We start from the raw sequence: 17,559 nt of genomic DNA on the forward strand, positions 1-17,559 counted from the left end.
AGCGAGTTGCGGGCCCGAGGCCCCGGCCGCTTGTGAGGCAGGAGGGCGTGTGGCCGCCACACTGTCGCTGGGGTGCCCCGGTCAGGGGAACTTCAGGAGCTCCGGGTGGTCCAGGCGGAGCCGCCTGGCTGTCCTGGCCCGGACGACGCGATCGGGTCGCAGGTGCCGTCGGTCGTGCCGGTCCCCGTGGCCGGTGTCTCCGTCAGGCGGAGCCACTGCTGGGGCGCGTGTCCGTGGACGGCTTTGAAGGCGCGGCTGAAGTGCGCCGCGCTGCCGAAGCCCCAGCGGGCGGCCACCACGGAGACGGACGGGCTCACCCGGCCGCGCCGGGCCAGCTCCCGTGCGCACTCCTCGACCCGGCGCCGCTGGATCAGCCGCCCCACGGTGATCCCCTCGCCCTGGAAGAGGCGGTGCAGATAGCGGACGGAGATGAGGTGCGCCGCGGCGATGCTCTCCGCGGACAGTCCGGGGTTCTCGAGATGCCGGTCGATGTACTCGCGGACGCCGGTGACCAGCCGGTCCCGTCCCGTCTCCACGGGCGGGTCCGCCTGCTCGGCGAGTTCGTCGACCAGGGCCGCCACCAACTCCGTGACGATCCCCCCGAGCCGTTCGCCCACCACCGGCGGGACCCGGGCAGCCGACTGCTCCAGGTGCGGCACAACGGTGGCCAGCAGCGCGGCCATCCCGCCCGCCGGCGTCAGGGCGCGGGCGGTCAGGGACCGCAGGTGGGACACCGGGACGTGCAGGGCGTGGACCGGCAGGCGGAGGACGAGCACCCGGGCCCGGTCCCGCTGCTCGACCGAGAAGGCCCGGCGCAGGTCGATCAGGGCCGGCTGGCCGCCCTCGACGCAGGCGCCCCGCCCGTCCTGCGCGAGCCGCACCGTCCCGTCCAGGGGGATCACCAGGGCCACGGCGTCTTCGGCGTCTCCGGCGTCCCGCGCGATCGAGCCCGCGCCACGGGTCAGGCGCAGCGCTCCGGCCTCCCAGGCGAGCATCCGTACGTAACCGAGGTGATGCCCCGTCACACGGCCCCGCGCGGGCCCGTCCCCCGGGCTGTGCTCGACGACCGGCGCGAGCCAGCGCGAAACGGCGGCCGCCACCTCGCGGGACGCTCCGGTGCCCGGCGTCGCGGCCGTCTCGGATCGAGCGCTCACAGGGGCTCCCTTCAGCCGTCCAGGATCGCGGTGCGCGGGTGCGCGAGGGGGGACGGTCACCCCTGTCCACGGCCCGTGAAAACGATTCTTCGGCGGCGACCGGAGGAGCCGATAGGTCATATGACTGCACATCTCGCACACCTCCTGACCGCACACCTCCTGACCGCACATCCCTGTTCGGGCACCCGAACTGTGCACGCAGCGACACGGACGAGTACGGTGCCCCCGCCCGCTTCCGGCGCAGCGCCCCTAGGGTGGCGAACGGCCCGTGGTCCGCCCCTCAGGCAGGAGTTCCCGTGGAAGAAGACGTGCCGGCCTTCTGGGCGACGCCCGTCCTCGAAAGGCGGGCCCGGGACTTCGTCGCCGCGTACACCTGCCCCACGCCGGTGACCACCGACGCGGCGGCCTCCCGGGCACGCATGGCGGCCCTGTGGAACGGCGGCGGCCGCGACGAGCCGGACCTGGAGGAGGAGTGGCTGGCCCTGCCGGGCGGCGACGGCAACCGCATCCGGGTGCGGATCCTGCGCCCGGCCGGCGCCGACGAGCCGCTGCCCGTCGTGCTCTACCTGCACGGGCTGGGCTGGATGCTCACCGACGCCTACGCCCACCGGAAACTGGTCGCCGACCTCGCGCTCGGCGCGGACGCCGCGGTGGTCGTCCCCGAGTACGACATGCCGCGGGACGCCCGTCACCCGGACGCCGTCGAGCGGGCGTACACCGTCGCCCGGTGGATCGCCCGGCACGGCGGCGAATGCCGGCTGGACGGGAGCCGGATGGCCGTCGTGGGCGTGAGCGCGGGAGCCCAGCACGCGGCCGCCCTGACCCTCGTGGCCCGGGAGCGCGGCGGGCCCGGCCTGCGCCACCAGGTACTGGTCTGCCCGGTGACCGACGCGGCCATGAACACCCCGTCCTACCGGCAGTTCGCGGACGGCTACTTCCTGGACCGCGCCGCCATGCGCGGCTACTGGCAGCAGTACGCCCCGGACCCGCTGACCCGCGCGCACGGCACCGTCTCCCCGCTGCGCGCGGCCGTCCGCAGGCTGCGGGGGCTGCCGCCGGCGCTCGTCCTGACCGCGGAGGCCGATGTGCTGCGCGACGAGGGCGAGGCGTACGCGGCGCGGCTGAGGGAGGCGGACGTCCCGGTCGTGTCCGTCCGCTACCACGGCACGATCCACGGGTTCGTCCTGTTCGACCTGCTGCGCGGCACCCTCGCGTCCAGGGCGGCCCGCGTCCAGGTGACGGACACGCTGCACGCCGCCCTGCACGCCTGAACCGGAGCGGGAAAACGCGCCCGAGTACCCCGCTCACCTCTCCCCATGCCTGCCGTGCGTTCATGCGCCCACAGGTAGCGGGAACATGGCCGGAAGCTTTGTGGGCGGTCGCGCACCTGGGTTAGCCTTCGACGTATTTTCACTCCGTGGACACATCCGTGAACTGCGGAAACGCGTGCACGAACGGCCGGGCCGCAGAACGTTCCCGGCACGGTTCCGAGCCTTCGACCGGGGGCTCTGGGGAGCGGAACGAGGGGACGCATGGCCGGCAAGGCGACCGAGGTGACCGAGGCGGTTCTGGGTGACCAGGAACTGAGGCGACTCCTCGCGGGTCTGACAGCCGTCCGGGACGGCGACTTCGGGACACGCCTGCCCGACGACTCCGACGGGCTCATGGGCGACATCGCCACCGTGTTCAACGGCATGGTCGACCAGTTGTCGGTGTTCACCTCCGAAGTGACCCGCGTGGCCCGGGAGGTCGGCACCGAGGGCACGCTCGGCGGCCAGGCGGAGGTACCGGGAGTCTCCGGCACCTGGGCCGATCTGACGGACTCGGTCAACGCCATGGCGGGCAACCTCACCACGCAGGTACGGGACATCGCCCAGGTGGCGACGGCCGTGGCCAAGGGCGATCTGTCGCAGAAGATCGACGTGCCCGCGCGTGGCGAGATCCTCCAGCTGAAGGAGACCGTCAACACGATGGTCGATCAGCTCTCGGCGTTCGCGGACGAGGTGACCCGGGTCGCCCGCGAGGTCGGCACCGAGGGACGGCTGGGCGGCCAGGCCCAGGTGCCCGGTGTCGCCGGTGTGTGGCGCGACCTGACCGACTCGGTGAACTTCATGGCGGGCAACCTCACCGCCCAGGTGCGCAACGTCGCCCAGGTGACCACCGCCGTGGCCAAGGGCGATCTGTCGCAGAAGATCACCGTCAATGCGCGCGGGGAGATCCTGGAGCTGAAGAACACCATCAACACGATGGTCGACCAGCTCTCGGCGTTCGCGGACGAGGTCACCCGCGTCGCCCGCGAGGTCGGCACCGAGGGACGCCTGGGCGGCCAGGCCGACGTCAAGGGCGTCAAGGGCACGTGGCGCGACCTGACCGACTCGGTGAACTTCATGGCGGGCAACCTCACCGCCCAGGTGCGCAACGTCGCCCAGGTGGCGACCGCCGTCGCCGAGGGCGATCTGTCGCAGAAGATCACCGTCGACGCGCGCGGGGAGATCCTGGAGCTGAAGAACACCATGAACACGATGGTCGATCAGCTCTCGGCGTTCGCGGACGAGGTGACCCGGGTCGCCCGCGAGGTCGGCACGGCCGGCAACCTCGGCGGCCAGGCGACCGTGCGGGGCGTGTCCGGCACCTGGAAGGACCTCACCGACAACGTCAACGTGATGGCCTCCAACCTGACCGGTCAGGTGCGGTCCATCGCCCAGGTGGCGACCGCCGTGGCCAAGGGCGACCTCTCCCAGAAGATCACCGTCGAGGCCAAGGGCGAGGTCGCGGCGCTGGCCGACGTCATCAACACCATGGTCGACACGCTCTCCGCGTTCGCGGACGAGGTGACCCGCGTCGCCCGCGAGGTCGGCACCGAGGGACGCCTGGGCGGCCAGGCCCACGTGCCGAACGTGGCCGGCACCTGGAAGGACCTCACCGACAACGTCAACTCCATGGCCAACAACCTCACCGGCCAGGTCCGCAACATCGCGCTGGTGACCACCGCCGTGGCCAAGGGCGACCTGTCGAAGAAGATCGACGTCGACGCGCGCGGGGAGATCCTGGAGCTGAAGACGACCATCAACACGATGGTCGACCAGCTCTCGGCGTTCGCCGACGAGGTGACCCGCGTCGCCCGCGAGGTCGGCACCGAAGGACGCCTGGGCGGCCAGGCCGAGGTGGAGGGCGTGTCCGGCACCTGGAAGCGCCTCACCGAGAACGTCAACGAGCTGGCCGGCAACCTGACCCGGCAGGTCCGCGCCATCGCCGAGGTGGCTAGCGCCGTCGCCGAGGGCGACCTGACCCGGTCCATCACCGTGGACGCCTCCGGGGAGGTCGCCGAGCTCAAGGACAACATCAACTCGATGGTGGAGTCCCTGCGCGAGACCACCCGCGCCAACCAGGAGCAGGACTGGCTCAAGACCAACCTCGCGCGTCTGTCCGGCCTGATGCAGGGCCACCGCGACCTGCCCGTGGTCGCCGAGCTCATCATGGACGAACTGGTGCCCCTGGTGTCCGCCCAGTACGGCGCCTTCTACCTCGCCGACGACGGCGACCGCGGCCCCGAGCTGCGACTCGTCGGCTCCTACGGCCGCCCCGAGGAGGACCCGCGGCCCACCCGGATCCCCTTCGGCCGCTCCCTGGTCGGCCAGGCGGCCCGCAGCCGCCGCACCATCGCCGTGGACGACCTGCCGCCGGGCTACGTCACCATCTCCTCCGGGCTCGGACAGGTCGAGCCGAGCGCGCTGATGCTGCTGCCCATCGTCTTCGAGGACCAGGTGCTCGGCGTCATCGAACTGGCCTCGGTCAGCTCCTTCGCCCAGATCCACCGGGACTTCCTGGAGATGCTGATGGAGACCATCGGCGTCAATGTCAACACGATCGTGGCCAACGCCCGCACCGACGAACTGCTGGGCGAGTCGCAGCGCCTGACCTCCGAACTCCAGGCCCGCTCCGCCGAGTTGCAGGCCCGGCAGGAGGAACTCCAGAGCTCCAACGCCGAACTGGAGGACAAGGCCTCGCTGCTGGCCGACCAGAACCGGGACATCGAGGCGAAGAACCTCCAGATCGAACAGGCCCGGCAGGAACTGGAAGCCCGCGCACAGCAGTTGTCGCTGGCCTCGAAGTACAAGTCCGAGTTCCTCGCGAACATGAGCCACGAGCTGCGGACCCCGCTCAACAGCCTGCTCATCCTGGCCCAGCTGCTCGCCCAGAACCCGTCCCGCAACCTCACCCCGAAGCAGGTCGAGTACGCGGGCATCATCCACTCCGCGGGCTCCGACCTGCTCCAGCTGATCAACGACATCCTCGACCTGTCCAAGGTCGAGGCCGGCAAGATGGACGTGACCCCGGAGCGCGTCTCGCTGCGGCAGCTGATCGAGTATGTCGAGGCCACTTTCCAGCCGATGACGACGCAGAAGAGCCTCGAGTTCACGATCACCACGGCGACCGGCGCGCCCGCCGATCTGCTCACCGACGACTCCCGGCTCCGGCAGATCCTGCGCAACCTGCTGTCCAACGCGGTGAAGTTCACCGAGCAGGGCGGTGTCGAGCTGCGGATCGAACCGGCGCTGGACGGGGAGATGCCCCAAGGGGTGCTGCGCAGCGGCGGCGTCGTCGCCTTCCGGGTGAAGGACACCGGCATCGGCATTCCGGAGCAGCAACTGGAGACGATCTTCGGGGCGTTCCAGCAGGCGGACGGCACGACGAGCCGCAAGTACGGCGGCACGGGCCTCGGTCTGTCCATCACCCGGGAGATCGCGCACCTGCTCGGCGGCGCCGTCACCGTGGACAGCACCCCCGGCAAGGGCAGTACGTTCACCCTGTATCTGCCCGTGGCCCGACCGGACTTCGAGGACTCGGCGCGCGGTGGACGCCCGCAGCAGCAGGCGCTGGAAACACTCGCGTCCGAGACGGCGGCCGAACCCGATCTCCGGGAAGGGAGCGTCCGTACCGGCACGAAGCGGCGTCCCCGCCGGCTGCTGGTCGTCGAGGAGCGACCGCGCGGACTGCTGACCCTCGTCGCGGAGAGCGTGGTCAGGGACCTGGCACACGGCCGGGAGAGCGACCCCTCCCACGCGCCCGTCGACATCATCACCGCCGTCGGCGCCCAGGAGGCGGCCGGCGCCCTGGCCGCCGAGCCGTGCCACTGCGTCGTCGTCGAACTCGGCACTCCCGAGGGCGAGTCGGCCCGCTTCCTGGACGCCCTCCAGGGCGACTCGGCGCTGGCGAGCGTTCCGGTCCTGGTGCACAGCGGCCACCGGGCCGGACCGGTCGGGGAGGAGGCCGTGCGCTCCGGTCCCGACGGCCGGGCACTGGAGTACCTGTACAGCCTGGACGAGCTGCGCGAGCGCATCGCCCTGCACCTGTCGGCCGAGGAGCCCGGGGAGGTGCTGACCCTGGTCCGGCCCGAGGAACCACAGGTGCCGGTGCTCGAGGCCACCGACGCCGCCGCGGGCCGTACCGTCCTCGTCGTCGACGACGACGCGCGCAACCTCTTCGCGCTCAGCGGGATCCTCGAACTGCAGGGATTCAGGGTCCTGCACGCGGAGAACGGCCGCAAGGGCATCGAGACGCTGGTCGGCAACCCGGACATCGCCCTCGTGCTGATGGACGTGATGATGCCGGAGATGGACGGCTACACCGCCACCGCCGAGATCCGGAAGGTGCCGCGGTACGCCGAGCTGCCGATCATCGCCGTGACCGCCAAGGCGATGCCCGGCGACCGGGAGAAGAGCCTGGCCTCCGGGGCCAGTGACTACGTCACCAAACCGGTGGACACCCAGGACCTCGTCGCATGCGTACGGCGCTGGCTCCCCGCATGACGGGGCCCGCGCCCAGCCCAGCCCCGCGTGCGCGGCACCGCACGCCGGGGCCGTCCGCCAGCCGAGGAGCCCGCACACCGTGACCACGTACGACTCGACCCCCGAGCCGGCGAACGACCCGTCCCCCGACCGGGACCAGCCCACCGCCGACCCTTCGGCTCCCGACCCCTCCGCCCTCATCCCCCTGCAGCCCAGCCCGGACGCCGAACCGGCCGGGTCCGCGCGGACGACGCCCGTCGGCAGGCTCGCCGCGACGGTGGAGCGCCTGCGCCGGGAAGTGCGGACGGCACAGGCGGAGGCCGAGGGACGGGCGCTGATCGAGCTCGCCAAGGGCATCCTCGTGGAGCGGCTCGGCTGCGGACCGGCGCAGGCCGCGCGCCAGCTCACCGAACTCACCGAGCAGGCCCGGGTGACGCCCCTGGAATTCGCGGTGGAGGTCATCAACCAGGCCGCCCGGGACCGTATGTCCGAGGTGACCGACGCCTTCCTCGCCGCCACCGTGGGAGCGCCGGACCAGGCCGACGAATCGGCCGCCGTACGGCTGCGCGCGGCCGAGAGCGGCGCCCTGGCCGCCGGCGACACCCAGGCCGTGGCCGACTCCCTGCTCCAGCACGCGCTGCGGCCGCTCGGCGCGGTCGGCGTGGCCATCTGGGCCGCGGGCTCCGACGGCTCGCTGACCCTCGCCGGCAGCGCCGGATTCCCGCAGGCCGAGGCGGCCCGCTGGCGCTATGTCCCGCCGGACGTGGCCACGGTGGCCCGGCACGGCCTCACCGAGCGGTCGGGGCAGTGGCTGCCGTCGCTCTCGGAGTCCGGCCTGCCCACGATCGGCCGGCTCCTGCATCCGGACGGCGCGCGGGTCGCCCTGCCGGCCGGGGCGGGCGGCCGCATCCACGGCGTGCTGGAGATCGCCTGGCCCAGGCCCGAGGAGGAACCCCAGCCCCCGCAGGTGGTCCGGCAGGTGGAGGCGCTCGCGGAGCTGTGCGCGCACACCCTGGAGACGTACCCGCTGCCGGCCGGGACGTCGTACGAACCCCGGGTGGTTCCGGACGCGCAGGAGCTGAGCGACCTCGCGGACGGACTGCACGACCCGGCACTGGTCCTCGTACCGCACCTCGACGGCGCCGGACAGCTCGTCGACTTCCGTATCCAGCACGTCAACAGCCGCTTCCTCGACCCGGCGGGCCGCCCCCGTGCCGTCATCAGCGGCGCCCTGCTGCTGGAGGCCTACCCCATGGCCGCCGGGGAAGCCGAGCTGTTCCAGCGCGTCGAGCGGGTCTACGCCACGGGGGAGCCGTTCCGGGCGCAGCGGATGAACCTGACCGCGCTCGTCGACCAGGTCCCGCTCGCGGCCGTCGCCGACATCAGCGTCAGCCGCCACGGCTCGAGCGTGCTGCTCATCTGGCGCATCGAGGACGAGACCGCCCGGCTCGCCAGCCTGCTCCAGCACGCCCAGCGCCTCGGCCGCATCGGCGGCTTCGAGGAGAACCTGCTGACGGGCGAGATCACCTGGAACGGCCAGCTCTTCAGCCTGTACGGCCGGCCGCCCACCAGCTCCCCGGTCGCGCTGGAGGACCTGCCCGCCCACGCCCACACCGACGACGCCGTCACCATCAGGCGGTTCCTGCGGACGCTGCTGCACCACCGGCGTCCGGCCTCCGCCGCCTTCCGTCTCATGCGGCCCGACGGGGTCACCCGCCACATCCGGGTGGTGGCGGAGCCGGTCCTCGGCACCGACGACGGGCTGTTCGGGGTGCGCGGCGCCTACCAGGACATCTCGGCCCAGCACTGGACCGAGGTCGCCCTCGCCGCCACCCGCGACCAACTGGCCCACAGCGAGCAGCAGGCCGACGAACGCAACCGGCTGGCCCTCCAGTTGCAGCACGCGATCATGCCCCCGACGCAGGCCCCGCTGCACGTTCCGGACCTCCAGGTGGCGGTGCGCTACCGCCCCGCCGAGGCGGAGCAACTGGTCGGCGGCGACTGGTACGACACGGTCGTACTGCCCTCCGGCCTGGTGCTGCTGTGCGTCGGGGACGTGGCCGGGCACGGCATCGAGGCGGCGACCAGCATGGTGGTCCTGCGCAACGCGCTGCGCGGCCTGGCCGTGACGGGCGCCGGGCCGGCGCAGCTGCTGTCCTGGCTGAACATCGTGGCGCACCACCTCACGGGCGCCGTCACCGCCACCGCCGTCTGCGCGCTCTACGACGGGGACAACCGCACCCTGCGCTGGGCCCGGGCCGGGCACCTGCCGCCGGTACTCGTCCGGGACGCCGACGCGACCGCGCTGCCGGTCCTCAAGGGGCTGCTGCTCGGCGCGGTGCCGGAGGCGGTGTACGAGGAGACCGAGCTGCAACTGGCGCTCGGTGACACGCTGTTGATGTACACCGACGGCCTGATCGAGCGCCGCGACCGGTCCGTGGAGGAGTCGCTGTCGCATCTGCTGGTCACCGCCAGGTCCGCGCCCAGCACGCTGGACCAGCAGCTGGACCGGCTGCTCACCTACAGCAGGTCGGACACCGACGACGACACCTGCATCGTCGGCATCCGGCTGGCATGACACCGCCGGCCGGGACCCCGGAGAAGGGGACCCCGGCCGGCGGAGTACGGAAGGGCCCGGATCAGACTGCCGGGGCCGGGTACGTCGGGTACTCCACGCCGGAGACGTGCTGGACGACGCGGACGACCTGGCAGGAGTAGCCGAACTCGTTGTCGTACCAGAGGTAGAGGATCGCGTTGTCGCCCTCGACCTTGGTGGCGCCGGCGTCGACGATCGAGGCGTGACGGGAGCCGATGAAGTCGCTGGAGACCGCGTCGGGGGCGGTGGTGAAGTCGATCTGCCGCTTGAGCGGCGAGGTCAGCGACACGTTGCGGAGGTAGTCGAGGACCTCCTGGCGGTCGGCCTCGCGCCCGAGCTGGAGGTTGAGGATCGCGATCGAGACATCGGGCACGGGCACGCGGATCGAGCTGCCGGTGATCCGGGCCTTGAGGTCGGGCAGGGCCTTGGTGACGGCGGAGGCGGCCCCCGTCTCCGTGATGACCATGTTGAGCGGCGCGGAACGGCCGCGACGGTCCGACTTGTGGTAATTGTCCAGCAGGTTCTGGTCGTTGGTGAACGAGTGGACGGTCTCCACATGGCCGCGCAGCACGCCGAACTCGTCGTCCATCGCCTTCAGCGGCGGCACGATCGCGTTGGTGGTGCAGGAGGCGCAGGACAGGATCTGCTCGTCCGGCTTGATCGTGTCGTGGTTGACGCCGTGCACGATGTTGGGCACGTCGCCCTTGCCGGGCGCGGTCAGGACGACCTTGTCGATGCCGGGGCGCAGGTGCTTCGACAAGCCCTCGCGGTCGCGCCACTTGCCGGTGTTGTCGATGAGGATGGCGTTCTTGATGCCGTACGCCGTGTAGTCCACCGACGTCGGGTCGTCGGCGTAGATGACCTTGATCTCGTTGCCGTTGGCGGAGATCGTACTGCTGTCCTCGTCGACGGTGATGGTGCCCTGGAACTGGCCGTGCACGGAGTCCCGGCGCAGCAGTGAGGCGCGCTTGATCAGGTCCTGCTCGCCGCCGCCGCGCACCACGATCGCGCGCAGCCGCAGGCCGTTGCCCGAGCCGGACTTCTCGATCAGCAGCCGGGCGACCAGGCGGCCGATGCGGCCGAAGCCGTAGAGCACGACATCGCGCCCCTCGCGGCGCTCGATCTTGTTGGCGCCGGTGGCGCCGGCGACGGCCTCGGCGGTGAACTCCGGCACCGTCAGGCCCCGGTCGTCGGCCTTGTGGGTCGCGGCGAGCATGCCGATGTCGATCTGGGAGGGACCGAGGTCGAGCGTGGTGAGCGCCTGGAGGAACGGCAGCGTCTCGGTGACCGAGAGTTCCTCGCCCGCGATCTGCCGGGCGAACCGGTGGGTCTTCAGGATGCTGACCACCGACTTGTTCACCAAGGAGCGGCTGTGCAGCAGGATCGTGACGTCCCGCTCGCGGTGCAGCTTCCCGATGATCGGGATCATCGACTCCGCGATTTCCTCGCGGTTGTTCCAGTTGGTGAACGAGTCGTCGTTGACAGTCACAGATCTATCTTTCGAGCTAGGCGGCGCTCATATGGTAACCACACGATACTTCGGCCTTTCGGGTGGTCGAACGCGGGGTGCTGTCGCGGGGGCGAGGGCGTACCGCGAGCGGCACTTCGGCGACCCGCTGTCCCCGCGCTGGGCGATCGGGCAGCGTCCGGCACCGGGCACGCCGGGCCCTGCGGGTGCGGGCGACCACCATGCCGATGCTGTCGGGCGCCGTGTCCAGGACGCACACCGGCTGCCGCACGCCCCGCTCGGCGCGCCTCCTGCGGCTGCTACCGCGGGCCTCGCCGACGAGCAGGCGGTCGCGGAGGCCGGCAGAAACCGGCTTCGGCCAGTGGCTCACCGTGTGCGCGGCGGGCGCGTGCTCCTGGCGGAGGTCAGGCGGCGGTCAGCGGCGGCAGGCGCAGGTCCGCGGTCACGCGTTTGCCGCCGTTCAGCGGTCCGGTCCGCAGGCCGGCGCAGAGCATGGCGACCAGCCTCAGCCCGTGACCGCCGATCCGGGTGCCGTCCCTGGGCTGGAGCTCCGGCTGGAGGGTGGAGGTGTCCCACACGGTGATGTGCAGCACATCCGCGGCGGGCGACAGCTCCAGCAGCAGCCCGCACGGGCCGGGAGCGTGCCGCAGCGCGTTCGTGACCAGCTCGCTGACCACCAGTTTGGCGTCCTGGCCCACCCGCTGGCCGGGGAGATACCCCAGGCGTCCCAGGAACGCCGAGACCGCCCGCCGCGCGTCGATGCTGCGCAGGGTGTCGGCGCCCCAGGTGGCGCTGTAGCGCAGCGGAGTGGGAGCGCGGTAGTCCTGTCCATCTGCCGCCTGATTCCTAAGCGGGATGACCATGTTCCATGTGCCTTCGTGTGTGGGGATCCTGTCGTCGAGTAACCGGCGGCCGGCCTGCGTCGGATTAGCGGCTACCCGCAGTCGCCACGGTCATGACCGCAATGCGGGATCAATCGGCCCGGCCGGTGCGAGACGGCCGTTAGGGTCGCGGTCATGACAGAAGTGCTGCCCGAGTTCCCCTACCACCCCGACCCCCTGGCCACCGGTTTTGTGGTGGCCGCCCCGGGGGCCTGCGCGTGCTGCGGGCGGGAACGCGGGTACCTCTACACCGGCCCGGTGTACGGGCCCGGGGAGCCGGACGGCCCGCTGTGCCCGTGGTGCATCGCGGACGGGAGCGCGGCCGCCCGGTACGAGGCGTTCTTCTGCGGGGACGCCACGGGCGACGACGTACCCCGGGAGGTCCTGGTGGCCATCGCGGAGCGCACGCCGGGTTTCTCCGCGTGGCAGGACCCGCGGTGGCTGCTGCACTGCGGTGACGGAGCCGCCTTCCTGGGGCTCGCCGGGGCGAGGGAACTCGCGGGTCACCCGGACGCGCTCGCGATGCTGGGCCAGGAGATGCGCGGCGGGGGATGGCCGGCCAGGCGGGTCGAGGAGTTCCTCGGTGCGCTGGACAAGGACGGTCAGCCGACCGCGTACCTCTTCCGGTGCCGGGTGTGCGCGGCCCATCTGGCCTACGCGGACTTCACCTAGCCGCGGCGCGGGAAGCAGGGAAGGGGCCGGCTCGGCCGGCCCCTTCGCGTGGGTCCTACAGGTTCACCGACCGCATGCCGGCCTCGTCGTAGCGCTCTCCGGCGGGCTTGGGCAGTTCGGCGTCGATGCGGGCCAGGTCCTCCTTGGTCAGCTCGACGTCGAGCGCGCCGGCGTTCTGCTCGAGGTAGGTGCGGCGCTTGGTCCCCGGGATCGGGACCAGGTCCTCGCCCTGCGCCAGCACCCAGGCGATCGCCAGCTGGGCCGGTGTCACGCCCTTCTCGGCGGCGATCTCCTTGACCTTCTCGGCGAGCCGCTGGTTGACCTCCAGATTGTCGCCGGTGAAGCGGGGCCCGCTGCGGCGCCAGTCCTCCTTGTCGAGTTCGTCGGGCGAGGAGAACCGGCCCGCGAGGAAGCCGCGGCCCAGGGGCGAGTAGGGGACGAAGCCGATGCCGAGCTCCCGGCACGTCGGCAGGACCTCGGCCTCCGGGTCGCGCGTCCACAGCGAGTACTCGGTCTGCACGGCCGCGATCGGGTGGACGGCGTTCGCGCGGCGCAGCGTCTGCGGCCCCGCCTCGCTCAGTCCGATGTGCCGTACCTTGCCCTCGGCGACCAGCTCCGCCAGGGCGCCGACGGTCTCCTCGATGGGGACGTTCGGGTCGACGCGGTGCTGGTAGTAGAGGTCGATGTAGTCGGTGCCGAGCCGCTTGAGCGAGCCGTGCACCGAGCTGCGGACATGCTCGGCCGAGCCGTCCTGCCGCCCCACCGTGCTGATGTCGCCGGGGACGGCGTCGTCCATGCGGTAGTTGAACTTGGTGGCGATCACGTACTCGTCGCGATGGCCCTTGACCGCCTGGCCCACGAGCGTCTCGTTCGTGAGCGGGCCGTACATCTGCGCGGTGTCGAGGAAGTTGATGCCCAGCTCGAGGGCGCGTCGGATGGTCTGGACACCCTCGTCCTGATCGGCGGAGCCGTAGAAGGCGGACATGCCCATGCAGCCGAGGCCGATGGCTGACACCTCGAGGTCCCGCAGCCTTCGCTGCTTCATATGAGTCCAGCCTTTCCTGCGGAGTGGATCGTCTCTCTGCCAAGGACGCTAGAACTTGAAGCGCACTCCAAGTCAAGCGTGGAGCCCACCGACCGCCGTCACCTGTGACCGGCCGAGGAGCGCCGTGGCGATCCGTACGAAGGACCGGACGAGCGGAGTGCTCCGGTCACGGCTCCAGGCGATGACGAGGTCGCTGGGCGGCACCCCGGTCAGGGGCACCGCGGTGAGGCCCGCGGGCAGGTGAACGGGGAGCGGCGCGAGCCCCTCCACCACCGGCCACGATACCCGCGCGGTATCGGGGGTGCCGGATCGGTCTTGGACGCCCCTGGGCGCCGCGGGGTGCACTGGGACGAGCGGCAGTTCGCCGACCGTTGCCCGTACCGAGGAGCCGTAGTGACCCAGCCCACCGTGACGCAGGACCCCGCCGTCGATGTGACCGGCGCACAGGAAATCGCCGGGGACCTCCTGGTCGTTCCCGACCGGGGCGCCGATCTGGTGCCGAACATAGGCGTCATCGGTGGACGGCACTCCGTCCTGGTCGTCGACACCGGCCTGGGCCCCGCGAACGCGGAGGCGGTGCTGACCCTCGCGGCCGAGTACGCCAGGGGGCGGAAGCTCTTTCTGACGACCACTCACTTCCACCCCGAGCACGCGTTCGGCGCGCGGGTTTTCAAGGAACACGCGACGTACGTGGTCAACAGGGCCCAGGCCGAGGATCTGAAGGTGAAGGGGCCGGGCTACCTGGGGATGTTCCGAGGGCTCGGCGAGTCCGTGGCCCAGCGGCTGCGGGGGGTGGAGCTCGTGGAGCCCGATGTCGTCTACGACCGGAGCCATGAACTCGACCTCGGCGGACGGGCCGTCCGGCTGGAGGCCACCGGCCGTGCGCACAGCAGGGGCGACCAGGTGGTGCGGGTGCCGGACGCGGACGTCCTGTTCACCGGGGACCTCGTCGAGGCGGGGCAGTTCGCGATCTTCCCCTGGTTCCCGCCGCACGACACCGACGTGTCCGGCCTGCGCTGGCTCACGGTGCTGGAGCGACTGGCCGCCCGGCCGTCCCGTGTGGTGGTGCCCGGGCACGGGGCCGTCGGCGGACCGCGGCTGCTGGCCGACGTACGTGACTACCTGCGGCTGCTGCGGGACGAGACCTGGGCGCGCCGGGACACCACGGTGAGCGAGAGCACCATCGTCGAGGAGGTCTCGGCCCTGATGATCGAGCGGCACCCGGAGTGGGCCGGGCGGGAGTGGATCGAGAAGGGAGTGGGGTGCCTGTGCGCGGAACATCCGCACGAGGAGCGGCTGCCCGTGGGATGATCATCTCTCTGCTGCTGGACTGGTGGGCGGGGAGTGCGAATGCAGAAGGACGTGGCCGGGGTCCGGGCGCCGTCGGGGCCGGCCGTGGACGCGGCGCGGCTGGTGTGTGCCGAGTACGCGGACGAGGCCCTCCACCATCACTCGTCGCGGGCGTACTTCTTCGGCGCGGCCTGGGCCGACGCCCGCGGCCTCGACTTCGACCGTGAGCTGCTGTTCGTCTCGGCGATGCTGCACGATCTGGCCCTCACCCCGCCCTTCGACAGCCATACGCTGCCGTTCGAAGACGCCGGCGGCCATCTGGCCCGGGTCTTCACGGCCGGCCTCGGCTGGCCGGCCGAACGGCGCGACCGGGCGGCGGAGCTGATCGTGCTCCACATGCGGGACGACGTGGCGCCCGAAGCGGACGTGGAGAGCCATCTGTTGCAGGTCGGCACGAGCGCCGACGTCTCCGGCACCGGATTCGGCATGTTCGACCCCGGCTTCTGCGAGGCCCTGGTCGCCGCCTACCCCCGCCGGGGCTTCGCCGCCTCCTTCGTCCACCTCTTCCGCGACCAGGCCCGGCGCAAGCCCGGCTGCGCGGCGGCGGAACTGGTCGCGGGGGACTGGGCGGAGCGCACGCTGGCGCATCCGCTGGAACGGGACTGACGGGGCGGCGTTCCCCCAGGAACGCCCGGGAGCGCGTCCGTGTCGCTCCGCCCAGGCGCCTCCCGCCGGTCGGCGGTTGAAAAGGACGTCAGCAGCAAGTAATCAATCGATGACCTATTCGTCCATCCGCTCACGCCCCCGGCACGGAAGGAACAGCGCGGTGCCCCAGCAAGCACTTCTCGTCATGGATGTCCAGCAGGCCGTCGTCGACCGGTTCCCGGACCCCGCCTACCTTCCGCGCCTGCGTGGTGCGATCGACGCGGCGCGGGCGGCCGGGCTGCCCGTGATCCACGTGGTCGTCGGGTTCCGTCCGGGCTACCCGGAGGTCAGCGCCCGCAACAAGATGTTCGGCGCGCTCCCGTCCCGTGCCCCGGCGGCCGGCGGCGAGGACGCCCTTCGGGTTCATCCGGGCGTCGCGCCGGAACCCGGCGGCATCGTGGTCACCAAGCGGCGTGTCAGCGCCTTCGCCGGCAGCGACCTCGACATGGTGCTGCGGGCGAACGACATCGACCACCTCGTCCTCACCGGCATCGCCACCAGCGGCGTCGTGCTGTCCACCCTCCGTCAGGCGGCGGACCTGGACTACGCCCTCACGGTGCTGTCCGACGGCTGCCTCGACGCCGACCCGGAGGTGCACCGGGTGCTGACGGAGAAGGTGTTTCCCCAGCAGGCGACGGTCTCGACCGTGGACGGCTGGGCGGCGGCGGTCTGACGGACCCGGGCGGCCGGGGAGCGGGGTACCGGCGGGCCCGGCGCGGATGCGATGATCACGGGGATGTCCGACGAACCCCCGCTCACCCACCGCAGGAGCCCGCAGTGAGCAGTGTCCACCACGACGTCGCCACGCTTCCCCCGGCCCGGGTCGAGGAGGTCGGCGACGGCGTCTTCGCCTACATCCAGCCGGACGGGACATGGTGGATCAACAACACCGGCTTCCTCGTCGGCCGGCGCGGGGTGATCAGCGTCGACGCGTGCTCCACGGTCCGCCGCACCCGCGCCTACCTGGACGCCATCGCCAAGGTCACGCCGCAGCCGGTGCGCACGCTCATCAACACCCACCACCACGGCGACCACACCTTCGGCAACCACCTCTTCAACGGCGCCACGATCGTCGGGCACGAGGCCACCCGGGCAGGCGTCCTCGAATGGGGCGAGCCGAAGGACAAGCCGTTCTGGACGGAGGTCGACTGGGGCGAGTTCGTCCTAGAGCCGCCGTTCCTCACCTACACCGACTCGGTGACCGTGTGGGCCGACGACCTGCGCGCCGAGGTACGTCACGTGGGGGTGCCGGCCCACACGACGAACGACTCGATCGTCTGGCTGCCGGAGCGCGAACTGCTGTTCAGCGGCGACCTGCTGTTCAACGGAGGCACCCCGTTCCTGCTCCAGGGGTCGGTGGCCGGCGCGATCCAGGTCCTGGAGGAGGTCGTCAAACCGCTCGGCGCGACGACCATCGTCCCCGGGCACGGCGCCGTCGCGGGGCCCGAGGTCATCGATGACGTCCTCGGGTATCTGCGGTTCGTGCAGAAGGCCGCCCGCGACGGCCGCGACGCCGGGCTGACTCCGCTTCAGACCGCCCGCGAACTGGACCTGGGGGAGTACGGCGAACTGCTCGACCGGGAGCGGATCGTCGGCAACCTGCACCGGGCCTACGCGGAGTTGGAGGACGGACCGCTCGGCCGGCGCATCGACGCCGTGGCCGCGCTCAGTGACATGGTCACCTACAACGGCGGCCGCCCCCTGACCTGCCTGGCCTGACCCCGCTCAGCTCGCCACCGGCACCCGCTCCAGAGCCGGCGCCGACCGGACGAAGCAGCCACGCGGCCGAGAGGCCGGCTGCCGGGTCCCCGGCGCCGAGGTCACCGAAGTCGATCACACCGGAGAGCGTGCCCTCCGAGACGACGACATCGGCCGGGCGGGGGTCACCGTGCCGCCGGACCGGCGGCCGCACCGCCTATGCGTTCCGTTGCCCGTGTGCCTGGAGCAAAGCCGGGCAGT

General features: G+C 71.8%; 13 protein-coding genes and 1 pseudogene. 8 read left to right on the forward strand and 6 right to left on the reverse strand.

The features are described from left to right. Positions 1–92 precede the first annotated feature (92 nt). Positions 93–1,154 carry a helix-turn-helix domain-containing protein gene (locus ACH45E_RS04585; RefSeq protein WP_361451327.1) on the reverse strand — a complete coding sequence of 354 codons (1,062 nt, stop codon included), beginning with the start codon at positions 1,152–1,154 and terminating at the stop codon, positions 93–95. A 296-nt stretch (positions 1,155–1,450) separates the two neighbouring features. On the opposite strand from ACH45E_RS04585, the gene ACH45E_RS04590 reads away from it, so the two are divergent. The 3 genes from ACH45E_RS04590 to ACH45E_RS04600 all read left to right on the forward strand — a co-directional run bounded on the left by ACH45E_RS04590 (position 1,451) and on the right by ACH45E_RS04600 (position 9,521). Then, positions 1,451–2,425: an alpha/beta hydrolase gene (locus tag ACH45E_RS04590; protein ID WP_361451324.1), complete on the forward strand. Its 975-nt coding sequence runs from the start codon at positions 1,451–1,453 to the stop codon at positions 2,423–2,425. A gap of 261 nt (positions 2,426–2,686) precedes the next feature. Beyond that, on the forward strand, positions 2,687–6,964 hold the full coding sequence (locus tag ACH45E_RS04595) for a HAMP domain-containing protein (protein WP_361451321.1): 4,278 nt from the start codon (positions 2,687–2,689) through the stop codon (positions 6,962–6,964). A gap of 178 nt (positions 6,965–7,142) precedes the next feature. Then, the gene (locus ACH45E_RS04600; protein WP_361451538.1) at positions 7,143–9,521 is read left to right on the forward strand and encodes a SpoIIE family protein phosphatase; all 2,379 of its coding nucleotides are present in this window, start codon (positions 7,143–7,145) and stop codon (positions 9,519–9,521) included. Between the two features lie 61 nt (positions 9,522–9,582). Here ACH45E_RS04600 and ACH45E_RS04605 read toward each other — a convergent pair whose 3' ends face one another. Both ACH45E_RS04605 and ACH45E_RS04610 read right to left on the reverse strand, forming a co-directional pair. After that, complete coding sequence (locus ACH45E_RS04605; protein ID WP_361451318.1) at positions 9,583–11,028, reverse strand: glyceraldehyde-3-phosphate dehydrogenase; 1,446 nt, start codon at positions 11,026–11,028, stop codon at positions 9,583–9,585. 383 nt (positions 11,029–11,411) lie between these two features. After that, positions 11,412–11,870, reverse strand: a complete 459-nt coding sequence (locus tag ACH45E_RS04610; RefSeq protein WP_361451315.1) for an ATP-binding protein — start codon at positions 11,868–11,870, stop codon at positions 11,412–11,414. A gap of 153 nt (positions 11,871–12,023) precedes the next feature. On the opposite strand from ACH45E_RS04610, the gene ACH45E_RS04615 reads away from it, so the two are divergent. After that, positions 12,024–12,560 (forward strand): CbrC family protein, encoded by a 537-nt coding sequence (locus ACH45E_RS04615; RefSeq protein WP_361451312.1) that lies wholly within the window; start codon positions 12,024–12,026, stop codon positions 12,558–12,560. Between the two features lie 55 nt (positions 12,561–12,615). On the opposite strand, the gene ACH45E_RS04620 is transcribed toward ACH45E_RS04615, so the two are convergent. Beyond that, a complete protein-coding gene (locus ACH45E_RS04620) occupies positions 12,616–13,605 on the reverse strand; it encodes an aldo/keto reductase (protein ID WP_361451309.1) in 990 nt (329 codons plus the stop codon). Between the two features lie 72 nt (positions 13,606–13,677). Then, positions 13,678–13,875, reverse strand: coding sequence for a hypothetical protein (locus ACH45E_RS04625; protein WP_361451306.1), 198 nt, complete (start codon positions 13,873–13,875; stop codon positions 13,678–13,680). A gap of 123 nt (positions 13,876–13,998) precedes the next feature. Here ACH45E_RS04625 and ACH45E_RS04630 point away from each other — a divergent pair, with 123 nt between their 5' ends. From ACH45E_RS04630 to ACH45E_RS04645, 4 genes are all read left to right on the forward strand, one after another. Then, a complete protein-coding gene (locus ACH45E_RS04630) occupies positions 13,999–14,916 on the forward strand; it encodes an MBL fold metallo-hydrolase (RefSeq protein WP_361451303.1) in 918 nt (305 codons plus the stop codon). Positions 14,917–14,955: 39 nt separating this feature from the next. Continuing rightward, positions 14,956–15,561, forward strand: a complete 606-nt coding sequence (locus tag ACH45E_RS04635; RefSeq protein WP_361451300.1) for an HD domain-containing protein — start codon at positions 14,956–14,958, stop codon at positions 15,559–15,561. Between the two features lie 160 nt (positions 15,562–15,721). After that, the gene (locus ACH45E_RS04640; protein WP_361451297.1) at positions 15,722–16,273 is read left to right on the forward strand and encodes an isochorismatase family cysteine hydrolase; all 552 of its coding nucleotides are present in this window, start codon (positions 15,722–15,724) and stop codon (positions 16,271–16,273) included. A gap of 104 nt (positions 16,274–16,377) precedes the next feature. Beyond that, positions 16,378–17,319 (forward strand): MBL fold metallo-hydrolase, encoded by a 942-nt coding sequence (locus ACH45E_RS04645; protein WP_361451294.1) that lies wholly within the window; start codon positions 16,378–16,380, stop codon positions 17,317–17,319. Positions 17,320–17,350: 31 nt separating this feature from the next. Here the strand turns inward: ACH45E_RS04645 and ACH45E_RS04650 are convergent. After that, positions 17,351–17,506, reverse strand: a pseudogene (locus ACH45E_RS04650) (phosphotransferase); the annotation flags it as partial. Positions 17,507–17,559 lie beyond the last annotated feature (53 nt).

It is taken from the genome of Streptomyces sp. NPDC020299 (genome assembly GCF_044387825.1).
GTDB lineage: Bacteria > Actinomycetota > Actinomycetes > Streptomycetales > Streptomycetaceae > Streptomyces.

What these genes read in the sequence shown, in the direction of transcription:
- ACH45E_RS04610 (WP_361451315.1), bottom strand. Translation starts at nt 11,870, where the DNA reads ATGGTCATCCCGCTTAGGAATCAGGCGGCAGATGGACAGGACTACCGC.
- ACH45E_RS04620 (WP_361451309.1), bottom strand. Translation starts at nt 13,605, where the DNA reads ATGAAGCAGCGAAGGCTGCGGGACCTCGAGGTGTCAGCCATCGGCCTC.
- ACH45E_RS04635 (WP_361451300.1), top strand. Translation starts at nt 14,956, where the DNA reads ATGCAGAAGGACGTGGCCGGGGTCCGGGCGCCGTCGGGGCCGGCCGTG.
- ACH45E_RS04615 (WP_361451312.1), top strand. Translation starts at nt 12,024, where the DNA reads ATGACAGAAGTGCTGCCCGAGTTCCCCTACCACCCCGACCCCCTGGCC.
- ACH45E_RS04595 (WP_361451321.1), top strand. Translation starts at nt 2,687, where the DNA reads ATGGCCGGCAAGGCGACCGAGGTGACCGAGGCGGTTCTGGGTGACCAG.